Genomic DNA, 15,475 nt, shown 5'->3' with positions numbered 1-15,475 from the left:
AAAGAGGCAATGAAATGACTGAACGTTTAAAAGTAATGACAATTTTCGGGACACGTCCAGAAGCAATTAAAATGGCACCTCTTGTATTAGAGTTGCAAAAACATCCAGAGAAAATTGAATCGATTGTGACTGTAACAGCGCAACATCGTCAAATGTTAGACCAAGTATTAAGTATCTTTGGAATTACACCAGATTTCGATTTGAATATTATGAAGGATCGCCAAACTTTAATTGATATTACAACACGAGGTTTAGAAGGTTTGGATAAAGTAATGAAAGAAGCAAAGCCGGATATCGTACTTGTACATGGTGATACAACGACAACGTTTATCGCAAGCTTAGCTGCTTTCTATAATCAAATTCCAGTAGGTCATGTCGAGGCAGGACTTCGTACATGGGATAAATATTCTCCATACCCAGAAGAGATGAATCGTCAATTAACAGGCGTAATGGCAGACCTTCATTTCTCACCTACAGCAAAATCGGCAACGAACTTACAGAAAGAAAATAAGGATGAGTCACGCATTTTCATAACAGGAAATACAGCGATTGACGCACTAAAAACGACTGTAAAAGAAACATATAGTCATCCTGTACTAGAGAAACTTGGAAATGATCGTCTTGTACTTATGACAGCTCACCGTCGTGAAAACTTAGGAGAGCCAATGCGTAATATGTTCCGTGCAATTAAGCGTCTTGTTGATAAGCATGAAGACGTACAAGTTGTGTATCCTGTTCATATGAACCCTGTTGTTCGTGAAACTGCAAATGATATTTTAGGCGATCATGGCCGCATTCATTTAATTGAGCCGTTAGATGTAATTGATTTCCACAATGTTGCAGCTCGTTCATACTTAATGTTAACTGATTCTGGTGGGGTACAAGAGGAAGCACCGTCACTTGGTGTACCGGTTCTTGTTCTTCGTGATACAACGGAGCGCCCAGAAGGTATTGAAGCAGGTACGTTGAAATTAGCAGGAACAGACGAAGAGACAATCTTTAGTCTTGCTGATGAGTTGTTATCGGACAAAGAAGCTCATGATAAAATGTCAAAAGCATCTAACCCGTACGGTGATGGCCGTGCATCAGAGCGAATTGTAGAAGCAATTTTACAACACTTTAATAAGTAAATAAAAAATGAACTGCACCTCCAATTGTTAGACACAGTCTAACAATTGAAGGTGCAGTTTTTCTATGGCTAAATTTACAGCTGATGAAAAAATACAAATCGTTCTACGTTATTTGAACGGCAATGAAAGTTATCGAGAAATCGGTAAAGCAATCGGTATAAGTAGCACAAACATTTTGAATTGGGTAAACCAATATAAACAGAATGGTGTGGAAGCTTTTCTAAAACGGTGTACAAATTACACACAACAATTTAAACTAGGCGTACTAAACTTTATGATTGAAAACGGTATGTCCTTATTTGAGACGGCAGCTATCTTTAACATTCCTGCCCCTTCAACGATTTCTGTTTGGAAAAAACAGTTCGAAACACAAGGAATTGATGCCCTTCAATCTAAGAAAAAGGGGCGTCCATCCATGAAAAAAGGTTCAAATAAACAATTAAAACAAGCGTTAGCTGAAGGGTCAGTTGAGGCACTTGAAGCACGTATTCAACAGCTTGAAATGGAAAATGAGTACTTAAAAAAGTTGAATGCCTTAGTTCAAAACAAGGAAAAATCACGAAACAAGACAAAGCGCAAGTAGTCTATGAATTAAGGCATAAATATTCGGTGAAGGCACTCGTGGAGCTAGCTGACATTCCGCGGAGTACGTATTATGATTTAGTAAAAAAATGAATCGTCCGGATCAAGATGCCGATTTGAAAGCTGAAATTAAAGCGATTTATGAGGAAAATGAAGGTCGTTATGGCTACCGTCGCATTCGTGATGAATTAATGAATCGTGGTCAGAAAGTGAATCACAAGAAGATTCAGCCCATTATGAAAGAGCTTGGATTAAAGTATATTGTGCGTATGAAGAAATATAAATCCTATAAAGGAAAAGTCGGTAAAATTGCACCTAATATTTTAGAGCGTAATTTCTACACAGATGCCCCTAATCAAAAATGGGTAACGGACATCACAGAGTTTAAATTGTTTGGAGAAAAACTGTATGTATCACCTGTATTAGACTTGTATAATGGTGAAATTATTACCTATACAATTGGTTCTAGACCGACGTATTCACTTGTTTCAGAGATGTTAGAGAAAGCATGGGAACGTTTACCTGAAACCCACCAGCTACTGATGCACTCGGATCAAGGATGGCATTATCAAATGAGACAGTATGTCCGCACACTCGAATCAAAGGGTATTGTACAGAGTATGTCTCGAAAAGGAAACTGTTACGACAACGCAGTAATAGAGAATTTCTTTGGGATTATGAAGTCGGAATTCCTCTACATAAAAGAATTTGAAAGTGTAGATCATTTTAAAATAGAATTAGAAAAATATATAGATTATTATAATACGAAACGGATTAAGGCAAAATTAAAAATGAGTCCGGTACAATACCGGACTCATTTTTATCAAGCTGCCTAATGAAATAACCGTGTCTAACTTTTAGGGGTCACTTCAATTTTGGCTCTTTTTTATTAATCATTTCTTTACAATCGATATGGATTGAATTTCTTTATGCGTCTGATCTGAACGCGCTGCAATATAATAACTATTTGTCTCATAAAAATAGTTGTTTTCTTCATTATTACTCATGCTTTCTTTCCCTAATAATTCATGAAGTTTCGCAACAGACAGTGAAATATCTTGAAGTGTAATATCTACTACCTTATCTTGTAAAATACCAAATCGGATATTTCCATCTTTAACAATTGTTTTTCCTGCTACCTTCTGTAACGGATTTAATGTATTGGGATATGTTGTCTGTAATTCCTTTTCTCCCTTGCCTAGATAAGAAGGCGCCTCCTTAAATTGCGTCCCATACACACGTTTTAGTAATGAAAGTAAATCATCTAATTTTGAATCCTCTACCATATTCTGCTTAGACACAAAAGGTACAGCATATTGTGTACTCAGCCATCCATTTTCTCCACTCGGTAATTTTATTTGGACCCACTCAGTGTTTACTGTAGCTGTTTTACGATCAAATATAGTAAAGATATCCCCGAAATTTGCAACAGCTATGCGTTCACCGTTTATACTTGCTTCTTTACGAATACTAATTTCATTACTAGTTATTATATATTTCTCCTCTTTTTCAGCTTGCTTCTCTTCAGTTACATTCTTACTTATAACCACTTTTTCTATATCTTTATTTCCCTTACTAAATGGCATTAAATTATTATAATAAATCCCTGCTGTAATAATTCCCGCTATTGTGGCTAAACAAATCCCTGCAATTATCTTACTTTTATTTTTCACTTTATGGCGGCTCGATTTAAATTTACGACGAGGCTTGTGAATTTTTGTAAACTGTTCTTGTAATAGGCCATGCTGAAATTGTGACATTTGTTCTTCACGGAGCTGCTTTCTCTCTTCTGCAGTCATTTGATTATATTGCTTTAAAAAATCACTATAATGACCGACTACTTCCTTTACATTTCCATATTCCCTCAATTGACCGTAATGAATCCAAATCGCTTTGGTACAGAAACTTTGCACTTGAGAAATGGAGTGACTAATAAAGAAAATTGTCTTACCGCTTTCTTTAAATTCATTCATTTTATCTAAGCACTTTTGTGTAAACGTTTGATCACCTACAGAAAGTGCCTCGTCAATTACTAATATATCAGGATCAATATGAATTGAAATTGCAAATCCTAGTCTAGATTTCATTCCGCTTGAATAAGTTTTGACGGGCTGATATATGAACTTACCAATATCAGCAAATTCAATAACTTGTGGAATAATTTCCTTAATTTTTTCTTTACCAAGCCCCATCATCAAACCTTTTAATTCAATATTTTCAAGGCCTGTTAATTGGCCGTTTAATCCTGAAGAGATTGCAATTAACGCTGCAGTTCCCTTAATATCAACAATCCCTTTATTCGGCATTGTTACACCAGCAATTAAATTAGATAATGTACTTTTTCCCGAGCCATTTAAACCAACAATTCCAACAATCTCACCTTCTGGTACTTCAAACGATATATTATTTAGGGCATAATGATACTCACCATCTCCACTCCTAAAAAATAAATCTTTTAATTTATCAGAAGGCTTGTTGTACATCTTATATTTTTTCGTTACATGTTCTAACTTCACTTTATAATTCATTGGATTATTCACCTTTTATAAGTAATCAACAAACTGCCTACGGAATCGGACATGGAGCATTGATCCAAAAACAAATAATAATATTAAAATCCCCCAGAAATATAATGTATACCATGAAAAAACTACAGACATATTATTATAAATTAAAGCACCACGGTATATTTCTAATAAATAGTATAGAGGGTTAATCTTGACTATAAACAAAAATAAATCTGACATGTTCTCTTTTGGTTCCCAAAAAATAGGGGTCAAAAAGAATAGCATTCTTGTAACAGATTGAATTAACAATTGAATATCTCGAAGCATTGTTGATAATGTCGATGTCACAAAAGACAATGCGATTAAGAATAACACAGAAGACATCAAACTATATAGCAAACCTAAAATACTTATTGTACTCCATCCTATATTTGAAAGAATAATTATAAGTACAAACACCACTAAGATTAAATGTGTGTATAACTGAGAAACAATTACATATGTCGGAATAATACTTAATGGAAAATTCATTTTAGATACTGTACTTAAGCGACCGTGTATTGCATTTGCTCCTTTTGTTATCCCAGAACTAATGAAGAACCATGGTACTATTCCAGAAATCATCCAAATAAAGTAAGGAACGCCATTGATTGGCGCCCCTCCTCTAATTCCTAATCCAAAAACTAGCCAATATACGCCAATTTGTGTAAGAGGATTTAAAAAAATCCATAATACACCTAATAAATTACCTGCATATGCCTGTTTTAACTGATATAAAGATAGTCTCCGAATTAAATATAAATTATCAAATTGTTCTTGAATAACAGTCTTTAACGACTTCATACTGTCATCACTTTTTCAGATAATGCCTCGTATAATGTCCCAAAGTTAATAATTTTCATTTCATCAGTTGAAACAGCTTGTACACAATTACGTGTATCAAGAACAACAGGTTTCGCCATATGCGATGCTAATGTTTCATAATTCATTGTTTTAAATTCATCGTGATCTGTTAATACCAGAATTAAATGTGCATCCTTAACAGCTTCTTCTGCTGAATGTAATTCAAAGAAATCAGATTCTACATGTGGATCATGGGCTGAAACTGTAATTCCTTCGTTACGAATTAAGTCAATTACATCCATCGCTGGGCTTTCCCGCATATCATCTACATTACCTTTATACGTTACACCAAATGCAGCTATTTTTGGATTTTCTACACCCGCAAGTAATCCCTTTACTTTTTCAGTCACATAATGTGGCATAGAAACATTTGTTTCACGAGAAAGCTTAATAATATTTGCTAATTCAGGTGCTTTAGCAACGATAAAGTATGGATCAACTGCTAAGCAGTGTCCACCTACACCCGGACCCGGATAATGTAAGTTTACACGTGGATGCTTGTTAGCCATTTCAATTACATCTAATACATTAATATCTAAGGAATTACAAACTTTTGTTAACTCGTTTGCAAGCGCAATATTTACATCACGGAATGTATTTTCCATAAGCTTTGACATTTCTGCTGTTTTGGCATCTGTTTTAATAATTTCACCTTGTACAAATACACCATATATACGAGCGCCGGCATCTGCACAAGCAGGAGTAACTCCACCAACAATACGGTTATTATGTACTAATTCGTGTAAAATTTGTCCTGGAAGAACACGCTCCGGACAGTGAACAAGATAAATATCTTCCCCAACCACAAATCCAAATTCTTCTATTAATGGTTTTACATAGTCATCCATACTACGTGGCGCAATCGTAGACTCAACAATAATTACATTACCTTTTTTTACAAATGGTAATGCTTTTTTCGTAGCTGTTAAAACATATGTTAAATCACAAGATTTATGCTCGTCATCATTATTTGGTGTTGGCACAGAAATAATAAATGCATCTGCTTCTTCTGGTGTTAAAGATGCACGGAATTTTCCATTTGCAACTACTTCTTTTACAACTTCTCCGAGACCTGGTTCTTCAATATGAATTTCACCATTATTTAGCTTATCTACTACTTTCTGATGAATGTCTACACCCACTACTTCTGTTCCATATTTTGCAAACATTGCTGATGTCGGTAATCCGATATAACCTAGCCCCATCGTACAAATCTTCATATTAATATCCTCCTGTTTTTTCCTAATTAGAAATAATTTCTTCTAAATTTTTTAGAAAATCTATATAGTATTTATCCTCATAATGAAAAGCAGATAAGCCCCATGTATGTCCTTCCCATGCATAATGCTTTTCATCTGACAAATCAATAATTTTCATGTCAGGTAAAACTTGCTGTATATAATTATATAAATGACTTAATAATTCATTAAGCACCTTGTTTCTTTCTAATATGTCGGGATTAAATCTCCTGATAACCCCTTCCTTATCTAAATAATCATCCTTACAATATGCTCTATGAAGAATAATCTTGGATTGCCCGTATACTTTCGTAATTTCTTTTGCAAATGCGTCACAAGCTTGTTCCCATTGTTCTAATACCATTCGCTTTTGTACTACTTCAAAGTCCTCTAATTTACTTTCTAATTTACTATTAATAAATTCAAATGAACGTGTAATATAACTTTCGCCTATTTTCACCATATCAAATCTCTCATCTATGAAATCCAATATTAGATAATCAGAGGATTTAGCTGATATTTTTCCAAAGAAATTCTTCATCATATCATCTTTTACTAATCTTTTTTGAAAATCACTCGATAAATTACTTAAATCTACATCTCGAACTTCATATGGTTTAGTCATAATACTCAATAATGATGTCCGTGCTTGATAATAAGGAAGTTCCACTCTCTTTTCTTTATCAAAAGTAAAAGCATCTCTTGTTATACAACTCCCCAAAATGGCGACAGAGGGCGTTGTTTTTCTTTCACGCTTATACCTTAGTTGATCTTTTGAATTAATAATTCTCTCTATATTTTTCAACATATATTTCGGAAAGTATTGTGCCACTTCTCCATGTTTTTCACAGTCTACAACTTCCAAATTATAGGGTATTTCCTCTTTTTCTAATTTTTCCACAAACGGTAAAACATGATTAGAATAGTAATGATCTCCCTTACCTACCTGAATATTGATTTCAGGAAAAAGATTCTTTTGTTCTATCGGTTGATATAAGAGACCATTTAAGAACTCTACACTTTCCTTACTACAATCACCTGCAATAAATTCAATAATCCCCCTTGTAAAGCTGGATAGATTAAATAGATAATCCCCCATTAAAGTGTGTGGGTCACCACTAATAGTAGCTCCAAAGCTATATTTAATAGCATAATATAAAGCGGCATAGCCTCCCTTACTGGATCCACATGTGATTATGTTTCCCATCGGTACCATGTTTTCATTGGCGATATAGGTGATTAAAGATATAACTGCAGCTTCCAAAGCATAGTCACGATTTTTCCCAATATAATAGCTGACTTTCCCATCATAATCATCTAAGATAAATAATTTATTACACTGACATTCATCTAGTATTTTCACATAATTATAAACTGGTGGCATTCCTTCTATTTCTCTACCATGGAATCCTGAAAATACAATAATAAGATGATTACAAGGTTTATCAGCCTTTTGAAATACATATTTAACGGGTCTAGTTAATTGGAATGTTTTTTCTCCTGGAAATGCCATACTAGCTCTCCTCCAATTGTTTTAGGGTGAAAACTCATAAAACCTAATATTACTACAATTATATTGTGACATAAGTTTTAAAGTCTGTAGTATATGCCAATACATTTCCCTGCTTTAACATATCGTCATCAGTAATTTGCCAAGTATGAGTTGCTTTATTTTTGCGACGTATTACACAAAAATTATAACTATCATTAGAGTAAATTTTGTATCCATTTTTTAGTGCCTTCTCAATAAATTTCGTGTCCTCACCAGTATTACGATCATCAAAGCCATTCAACTTTTCAAATACTTCTTTTTTAAATACTAGTGTAGCCCCCGCAACAAAATTTGAATATCTTTCTTCACCTGCACCGATTTTTCTCTTTACTAGTGCATTATTTTCTTCAAAATGTACAAGATATGTGCTTTTCCCAATTATTGATGCATCTGTGTAATCAAAAGACATAACCATATCCTTTAAATAATTTGGTGCATAATAATCATCATCATCCATCTTTGCAATAAATTCACCTTTAGTTTTCCCAACAGCAAAGTTAAGACATGCGCCTAAAGAATTTTTTTCATCCACCTTAAATATCCTAGTATTCCTTAAGTTTTCAAATTTCTTTTCCCATTGTTTAATATTCATATTATTATTATTTAATATAATAATATGTTCAAGGTTTTCATAAGTTTGATTGGATAAATTCTCATAAATATTATCCATAAATTGAGGCCTATTTGTAATAGCTACTACACTTACAAGCTTTTCTTCTTTCTTTTGATATTGTATTCCGATAATATCAAACATTTCTTCTAATCTATGACTATAAGTATGGTTTTCCATAATAAAACGCTGAGCTAACTTTGCCTCACGCTCTAATTTTAATGGGTTTTGCAACAATATCTTCAACATATTCCTTGTTTTTTCTGGAGCATCTGATATATATAAGTAATCTCCAACCTGCTCTCTAACCCCTACAGAATCCCCAGAAATGACCATTGTTTTACTCGCTAAAACTTCATACACACGACGCGAAAACATATACTTACTATTTTGAATTGAGTTCACATTTAAGAAAATATCATAATTTTTATACGCTTCCACCATGTTGTCATAACTTAAATTTCCAATAATAGAGTCTTGATATAGATCAGGCCATGTTCTATCTGTAGCTGTTTTCATCTCTACCCCATAAAACCTGTCATAAATATCTAAATCAAATTCAACTGCAGGTGCTACTACATTCTCTACATCCTTTATACGATCTGGGTGCTTATTTCCGTACCAAGAACCAGAGAACGCAACTGTTCCTAATTTACCTCTATTTTTATTAATTGGGTTGTGTATCCTAGGTTGTGCTGCAAAAGACAAAGGATATACACGATCATGTTTAGCGCAATTCTTAAAATTGTCTATATTATGCTCATCTGTAACGAAAATATAATCAAAATAGCTTCCGGCCTCTTTAAATACTTCAAAATTATCTTTTCCTTCTTTATCCCAAAATACGGTAGGAATTCCTTTTACTTTACAAAAGTCAACTAATTCTCTTAGTTGAGGGTGCCTATTATTTTTATGAAGATTTGCAACCTTATAATTCCATGCACCCTTGTTACCTGCCCAAGCTGATTCTACTAATAACATTTCGGGGCTCTCTTTTTCTATAACTTCTTTCCAGTTTTTTTGCGTAATAGGTAAAAGATTAGCTTCATATTTAAAACATTCATAACTAAACTCATCTAATATAACAGCAATCTTTGTATCTTTTGAAACCTGCAATTGATTACGGTGTTTTGCTACGTCCTTTACATACTGGGAGAATTTATCAAGTTTATTGACTTCATTTACTCCCCCTTCTATAAATGTTAATTTCTGTATCGGATTGCATTCTAGAATTTCTATCCCTTGAAAATCCACTGTACCTTCACCAATAAATTTCATTCCAATTCGAATTGATTCTGTATTCGGTAGTAAATTAAATTTCCATTCGCTATCTAATGGAATAATCTCACTTCGAGGATTCCCTGTTTTAGGGTACATAATAATATATAAATTAACTTCTAACTCTCCTGATTTTTCACCCTTGAAATTCACATGATACAATTTATTAGGATCCAAATCAAATAGCTCATTTACTGGCCTTTTGGTAAAATTAATATTCTTTTCACCATAGGAAATATATATAAATTTCTCTCGTTCTTGTTTTACTGTCGCAATATTTCCATCTAATTTAATAATTTCCTTATAATCCTTACTAATAAACCATTTTTTATCTTGCAACTCTGAAATCACTAATTTAGTTTTATCAAAATCCCCCAATTTATTTAAAACAGGGTTATTTAATAATGTATTCTTTACTTGTTGAACTTCCTGTAACCTATTTTTCAATTGTGCAACTTGTAACATTATTTTTGTCCCCTTCTAAATCTATTCATGAATTCCCAATATCTTAGTGTCAATCTCCCTAACTTAGATCCACTTAAACCTTGATATTTTCTTTCTAAAGCCTTGTATTGCCTCGCTAGTTTTTCATGCTCTTTTTCGATATTTGTATGCAAACTTTGTAATTGAACAAATTGTTTTAACTCTTCTTCTCTCGCATTAACCTGACTTATTAATTCATGTTTTAATTGAATACCCATTTGTAATACATCGTTATTTTCTGTTTGTATTTCCTTGTTCTTTTCTTTTAAGCCTTTAATCATTTTATTTTTTTCTATAATAAGCTTTTCAAAATGCTTCACTTGATCTTGTAAAACAATTATTTTATGGCCTGATAACTCATCTTTATTTCCTTTTTCTACCTTGGGGTTTATTGCCTCCGTTGTTTCTACTTTCGAATTTGTTACCTTCGTTGTTTCTACTTTCGAATTTGTTACCTTCGTTGTTTCTACTTTCGGATTTGTTGCCTTCGTTGTTTCTGCTTTCGGATTTGTTACCTTCGTTGTTTCTGCTTTCGGATTTGTTACCTTCGTTGTTTCTGCTTTCGGATTTGTTACCTTCGTTGTTTCTGCTTTCGGATTTAAAAACTTTGAGTTTGAGCTAACCTCTGTCTCATTAAATTCATAACGTTTTTTCTTTCTTTTAGAAGAACGTCTTTTTTTTGCTTTTGGTTTATTGAAATCATCAACTTCTGCAAATCTTTGACTCATTAAAAATCCTCCTACCCCGTTTTTCGTATATTAAGCTAATTATTTAATAACAAAAACAAATGTATAGACATCCATTTTGAGAAATAAATCATACTACTTTAAAAATAGAAATAATTATCAGCTATACAATATTTTCGTAAATATTAAGGAATAATTTTTTCTCTGCTTCCCAATTATACTTCTCTCTCGCTTTAAAACTGTTCCTTTGCATTTCTCCTCTTTTTTCAGGATGATCTAGCAAATAATTTACTCCTTGAGCAATTGATACTGGGATATGAGAATCAACGCAAATTCCAATATTATCCTTCTCAACTACCCCTTGTATTTCAGGAAAACTACAAGCAACAACAGGTACACCACTCATCATATATTCAAATAATTTATTAGAAGAAGCCGAATAATGGTTAAAACAAACATTATTTAATAATTGAAACCCTAAATAAGCATTTTTCGTATAGTGAATTAGATCCTGTACTGGTACTTTTGGTATAAATTTCACTCGATCTTCTAATTTCATATCTTTTACCATTTGTTGTAATTCGGGCTTAATTCGGCCATCTCCAATGAACACCACAACACCCCGTTTAAATAAAGGAGCTGCTTGTACCAATTTATCAAGACCACGTCCAGTTTGAATTCCACCTTGATATAAAAGGATTGGTTCATCTCGTGAAACATTCAATATTCCATGTAAGTCAATTGATTTACTCAGTTCCGGACGCGAAACAAACGGATAATTATGAATGACTTTTGGATAAAACCCATATAATTCTTCTATATACTTTGCTCTTGTATGATTTTCCATAATCATTACATCACAAAATTTAATAAAAAATTTCTCCATGACCCCATAAATATTACTGTTATATCCCGTCCTACTCGTCTGTACTTCATGAGAATCATAAATTAACTTTTTCCTTCTCAATATTTTCGCACATATAAACCCTTGCGGTAATGTATTTAAATCGTTCGAGTGATATATATCATACTTCTTTTTTAATCCCGCTCGAACCATCCTAAACAAAATTGCTCCTCTCACCAATAAAGTAGCAACCTTTCTCTGCGAAAATAATAAAGCTAGTAATAGTAAACTAACTGTTATCATAGGGAACTTCCAAATTCCTAATGCCAATAGTAGACCAAGTACAGTCATTGTAGCGATATTTTTCATCGCCACTCTTTTGGCACGTTTAGCCAACCCAAATATTTTCTGTAATACTGGTACTCTATTCTTCACACGAGTTACTGTAAAGCCCTCTTGACGTTTTTCCCATAAAGGAAGATCCTCTTGTTTCCAATCGTGAATACAAATTAAATCAACCTCATATCCAGATTCTGCTAAGGCTGTACATTCTCTTAATACACGTGCATCATTTGTGAAGTGATTCCATACAAACATGCACACTTTCTTCTGTGACATCTCTTTCCTCCAATATTTTCAATAAAGTTTCAATATTTGTTTTCCAGCGCAATGTTCGAAATGCATATTGATATCCATTCTCCCCTAGTCGATTTCGTAACTGCTTATCCTGTGCTAACTTGATAATGTAATCACTTAGTTCAGCAACCGTTCTATCTTCAGTGACAAAACCACACTGAGCGTCTTCAATAACCTCTTTTGCATAACCAGCAACATCTGCAACAATCGGTTTTCTCATACTCATATAATCCATTACTTTCCCTGGGAGAACCTTTTTAAATACATCTTTTTCTACTAAACTCACATATGCTATATCTGCATCAACAATTTCAGCGAGGGTATCTTCACGATTTTTGGGCTCAATCAATTGCATATTTGGAAGTTGCTTTGCTTCAATACTCTCTCCAAGCTCTTTCTTTTGATAACCATATCCAATAATCTTAAATGAAATATTCTTATACTCTTTCAAATGCTCTGCAATCAAAATTAATTTTTCTATATCTTGCGCTAATCCTATATTCCCTGTATAAATCACTGTTAATTGATCACTACTGTTCTTCTTTGGAACAGTAGATAATTCTTTTTCCGTTAAAGAATTAGGCATAAATGAAATGCGATTAGGGGCAATACCTGTAGAGGAAATATAAGAATAAAAACCTTTACTATTAATAATAATGTTATCGGCAGCATGATATATTTTATACTCTAATTTATAAGCAAATTTTAGTATCCAATTTTTATTAAAAAAACCTATGCCTATTAAGGACTCCGGCCATAAATCCCTTACATCTACAATTAATTTCGCCTTCATTTTTCGTTTCGCAAACATCCCTGCTACAGGTATAAAGATGGATGGTGTGGAAACAAATATATAATCATATTTCTCTTTATCTTTACATATTGCCAAAATTAACCTAAAGGCAACTTCTATGTACAACATCAACCTTCGAAAAAGATTTCTTGTATATTTTCGTGTTTTTGGATGGATACGTACTATATCTTTTTCTATATTTTCATCATACCAATAACTCGAATCTTTGTATAAATTACGATTTGGATAACTAGGATCAGAAGTTAATATCTTGACATCATAACCTCGTTCATTTAATTCCAAGTATATATTTTTCATCCTATTAGAGGCACTACCAATTTCTGGATAAAAATTTTGTGTTACCATTAAAATTTTTTTCATACTAAATTAATCTCCGCTCACTTATGATGTTAGTATTACTTAAACAATCATTGTTATTTAAATCTTCAAATCAAATATTCTCAAAAAAAATCTAAATGTAAGATTTACACATATCTAAGAATACTATGAAACATTCATGAGTTAAATACCTTTCCAAAAATCCGTAAATTCATATTTAATAATAAAACTAGTTTTCAACCGAAAATTTATATATATAAATTACATAAAAACAGCAAAAAGTACCCATGCAAAACGAAATACACTCTCATGTTTTGCATAGGTACTTTTTAATTTTATTTTAGTGCACGACGTGGTAATCTATCGATATTCTCTAACATAATACCTGTACCAACCGCAACGCAGTGCATTGGGTTTTCAGCAATTAATACTGGTACTTTTAGTTCTTCTGCTAGAAGCATGTCAATGCCGTGTAGTAAAGCTCCACCGCCTGTTAGAATCACACCGCGGTCGATGATGTCCGCTGATAATTCTGGTGGTGTGCGCTCTAGTACGCCTTTTGCAGCTTGTACAATAACTGCTGCATTTTCTTTTAATGCTTCTGTAATTTCTTCAGAGCATACTGTAATTGTGCGTGGTAAACCTGTTACCATGTCACGTCCACGAATTTCAAGTTCTTCGCTACGTGCACCTGGGAATACTGTACCAACTTTAATTTTAATATCTTCTGAAGTACGTTCTCCGATTAATAGCTTATACTTACGTTTAATGTAGCTTAAGATCTCCATATCAAACTTATCGCCAGCCATTTTGATAGAGGAAGAGGTAACAATATCACCCATAGATAGTACAGCGATATCCGTTGTACCTCCACCAATATCAACAACCATGTTACCGCTTGGTTGGAAGATTTCCATACCAGCACCAACTGCGGCTACTTTTGGTTCTTCTTCTAAAAATACTGTTTTACCACCTGAACGTTCAGCAGCCTCACGAATTGCTTTTTGTTCTACTGATGTGATATTTGTTGGACAACAAATTAAAATGCGAGGTTTTGAAAAGAAGCTCTTTACGTCCAATTTGTTAATGAAATACTTTAACATTGCTTCTGTAATTTCGAAATCTGCGATTACACCATCTTTTAGTGGACGAATGGCTACAATATTACCAGGCGTACGTCCCACCATACTTCTTGCTTCTTCACCTACTGCTAATACTTTACCTGTGTTACGATCAATAGCAACAACAGATGGCTCATTTAATACAATACCCTTACCTTTAACATGGATTAATACGTTAGCCGTACCTAGGTCAATTCCGATATCTCGCGCAAACATTCCCGTTTTTTCCTCCTCGATATTCAAAATCAGGTTACACCCGAATTCTTTTACACCTAATTTCTGATTTTATCATAAATTTAACAGAAACGTAATATTCGCAAAAAGAATTCTTCTGAAAAATATTACCGAATTGAAACGGAATGTTCACGATTGTACCTTTATTGACGTACCGGCTTTTCTACATCTTCTTTTCTATACTTTTGTTTTGTTGCTTCTCCGCCTCTTAAATGACGAATAGACTTATGATAATCAAGAATTTCTTTCACTTCATTTGCGAGCTCTGGATTAATTTCTGGTAGACGTTCTGTTAAATCTTTATGGACTGTACTCTTTGATACCCCAAATTCCTTTGCAATGACACGCACTGTCTTTCTTGTCTCCACGATATACTTACCAATCTTGATAGTTCTCTCTTTGATGTAATCGTGCACACCACTCGCCTCCCTAAATTGGATGTGAGAAGTGTGAAATGAGCCTCGCTGCATACGACTTAGAAGTAAGTGTGAGTGCTGTTTGTAAGCGTTAAACATTCTTGGATTTATAATGAAATGATT

Annotated in this window: 11 protein-coding genes and 1 pseudogene; 2 read left to right on the top strand and 10 right to left on the bottom strand. The window is 33.4% G+C overall.

From position 1 onward, the window contains the following. Positions 1-14 precede the first annotated feature (14 nt). Positions 15-1,130, top strand: coding sequence for a non-hydrolyzing UDP-N-acetylglucosamine 2-epimerase (gene wecB, locus ACVWY7_RS16880; RefSeq protein ID WP_000140129.1), 1,116 nt, complete (start codon positions 15-17; stop codon positions 1,128-1,130). Positions 1,131-1,194: 64 nt separating this feature from the next. Next, positions 1,195-2,548, top strand: a pseudogene (locus tag ACVWY7_RS16875) (IS3 family transposase). 57 nt (positions 2,549-2,605) lie between these two features. Here the strand turns inward: ACVWY7_RS16875 and tagH are convergent. The 10 genes from tagH to spoIIID form a co-directional block, all read right to left on the bottom strand. Beyond that, positions 2,606-4,240, bottom strand: coding sequence for a teichoic acids export ABC transporter ATP-binding subunit TagH (tagH, locus tag ACVWY7_RS16870; protein WP_431175009.1), 1,635 nt, complete (start codon positions 4,238-4,240; stop codon positions 2,606-2,608). 15 nt (positions 4,241-4,255) lie between these two features. Then, on the bottom strand, positions 4,256-5,062 hold the full coding sequence (locus ACVWY7_RS16865; protein ID WP_431175008.1) for an ABC transporter permease: 807 nt from the start codon (positions 5,060-5,062) through the stop codon (positions 4,256-4,258). Next, entirely contained in the window at positions 5,059-6,342 is a 1,284-nt protein-coding gene (locus ACVWY7_RS16860; protein ID WP_431175006.1) for a nucleotide sugar dehydrogenase, read from the bottom strand. The genes ACVWY7_RS16865 and ACVWY7_RS16860 overlap by 4 nt, the downstream gene beginning before the upstream one ends. A gap of 22 nt (positions 6,343-6,364) precedes the next feature. Continuing rightward, positions 6,365-7,873 carry a DUF6270 domain-containing protein gene (locus ACVWY7_RS16855; protein ID WP_431175005.1) on the bottom strand — a complete coding sequence of 503 codons (1,509 nt, stop codon included), beginning with the start codon at positions 7,871-7,873 and terminating at the stop codon, positions 6,365-6,367. 58 nt (positions 7,874-7,931) lie between these two features. After that, a complete protein-coding gene (locus tag ACVWY7_RS16850) occupies positions 7,932-10,265 on the bottom strand; it encodes a glycosyltransferase (protein WP_431175004.1) in 2,334 nt (777 codons plus the stop codon). Beyond that, entirely contained in the window at positions 10,265-11,011 is a 747-nt protein-coding gene (locus tag ACVWY7_RS16845; protein WP_456523865.1) for a hypothetical protein, read from the bottom strand. The genes ACVWY7_RS16850 and ACVWY7_RS16845 overlap by 1 nt, the downstream gene beginning before the upstream one ends. Before the next feature lie 121 nt (positions 11,012-11,132). Further along, positions 11,133-12,431 (bottom strand): glycosyltransferase, encoded by a 1,299-nt coding sequence (locus ACVWY7_RS16840; RefSeq protein WP_431175002.1) that lies wholly within the window; start codon positions 12,429-12,431, stop codon positions 11,133-11,135. Then, positions 12,382-13,623, bottom strand: a complete 1,242-nt coding sequence (locus ACVWY7_RS16835) for a glycosyltransferase family 4 protein (protein ID WP_431175000.1) — start codon at positions 13,621-13,623, stop codon at positions 12,382-12,384. The genes ACVWY7_RS16840 and ACVWY7_RS16835 overlap by 50 nt, the downstream gene beginning before the upstream one ends. Before the next feature lie 293 nt (positions 13,624-13,916). Further along, positions 13,917-14,918, bottom strand: a complete 1,002-nt coding sequence (gene mreB / locus ACVWY7_RS16830; RefSeq protein WP_456523864.1) for a rod shape-determining protein MreB — start codon at positions 14,916-14,918, stop codon at positions 13,917-13,919. Between the two features lie 161 nt (positions 14,919-15,079). Then, positions 15,080-15,352: a sporulation transcriptional regulator SpoIIID gene (gene spoIIID / locus ACVWY7_RS16825; RefSeq protein ID WP_000544012.1), complete on the bottom strand. Its 273-nt coding sequence runs from the start codon at positions 15,350-15,352 to the stop codon at positions 15,080-15,082. Positions 15,353-15,475: the final 123 nt, after the last annotated feature.

The sequence above is a fragment of the Bacillus sp. TE9106W genome (genome assembly GCF_054062215.1).
Note: the sequence above shows the minus strand (reverse complement) of the source record. Positions and strands in the feature narration are given on the sequence as shown.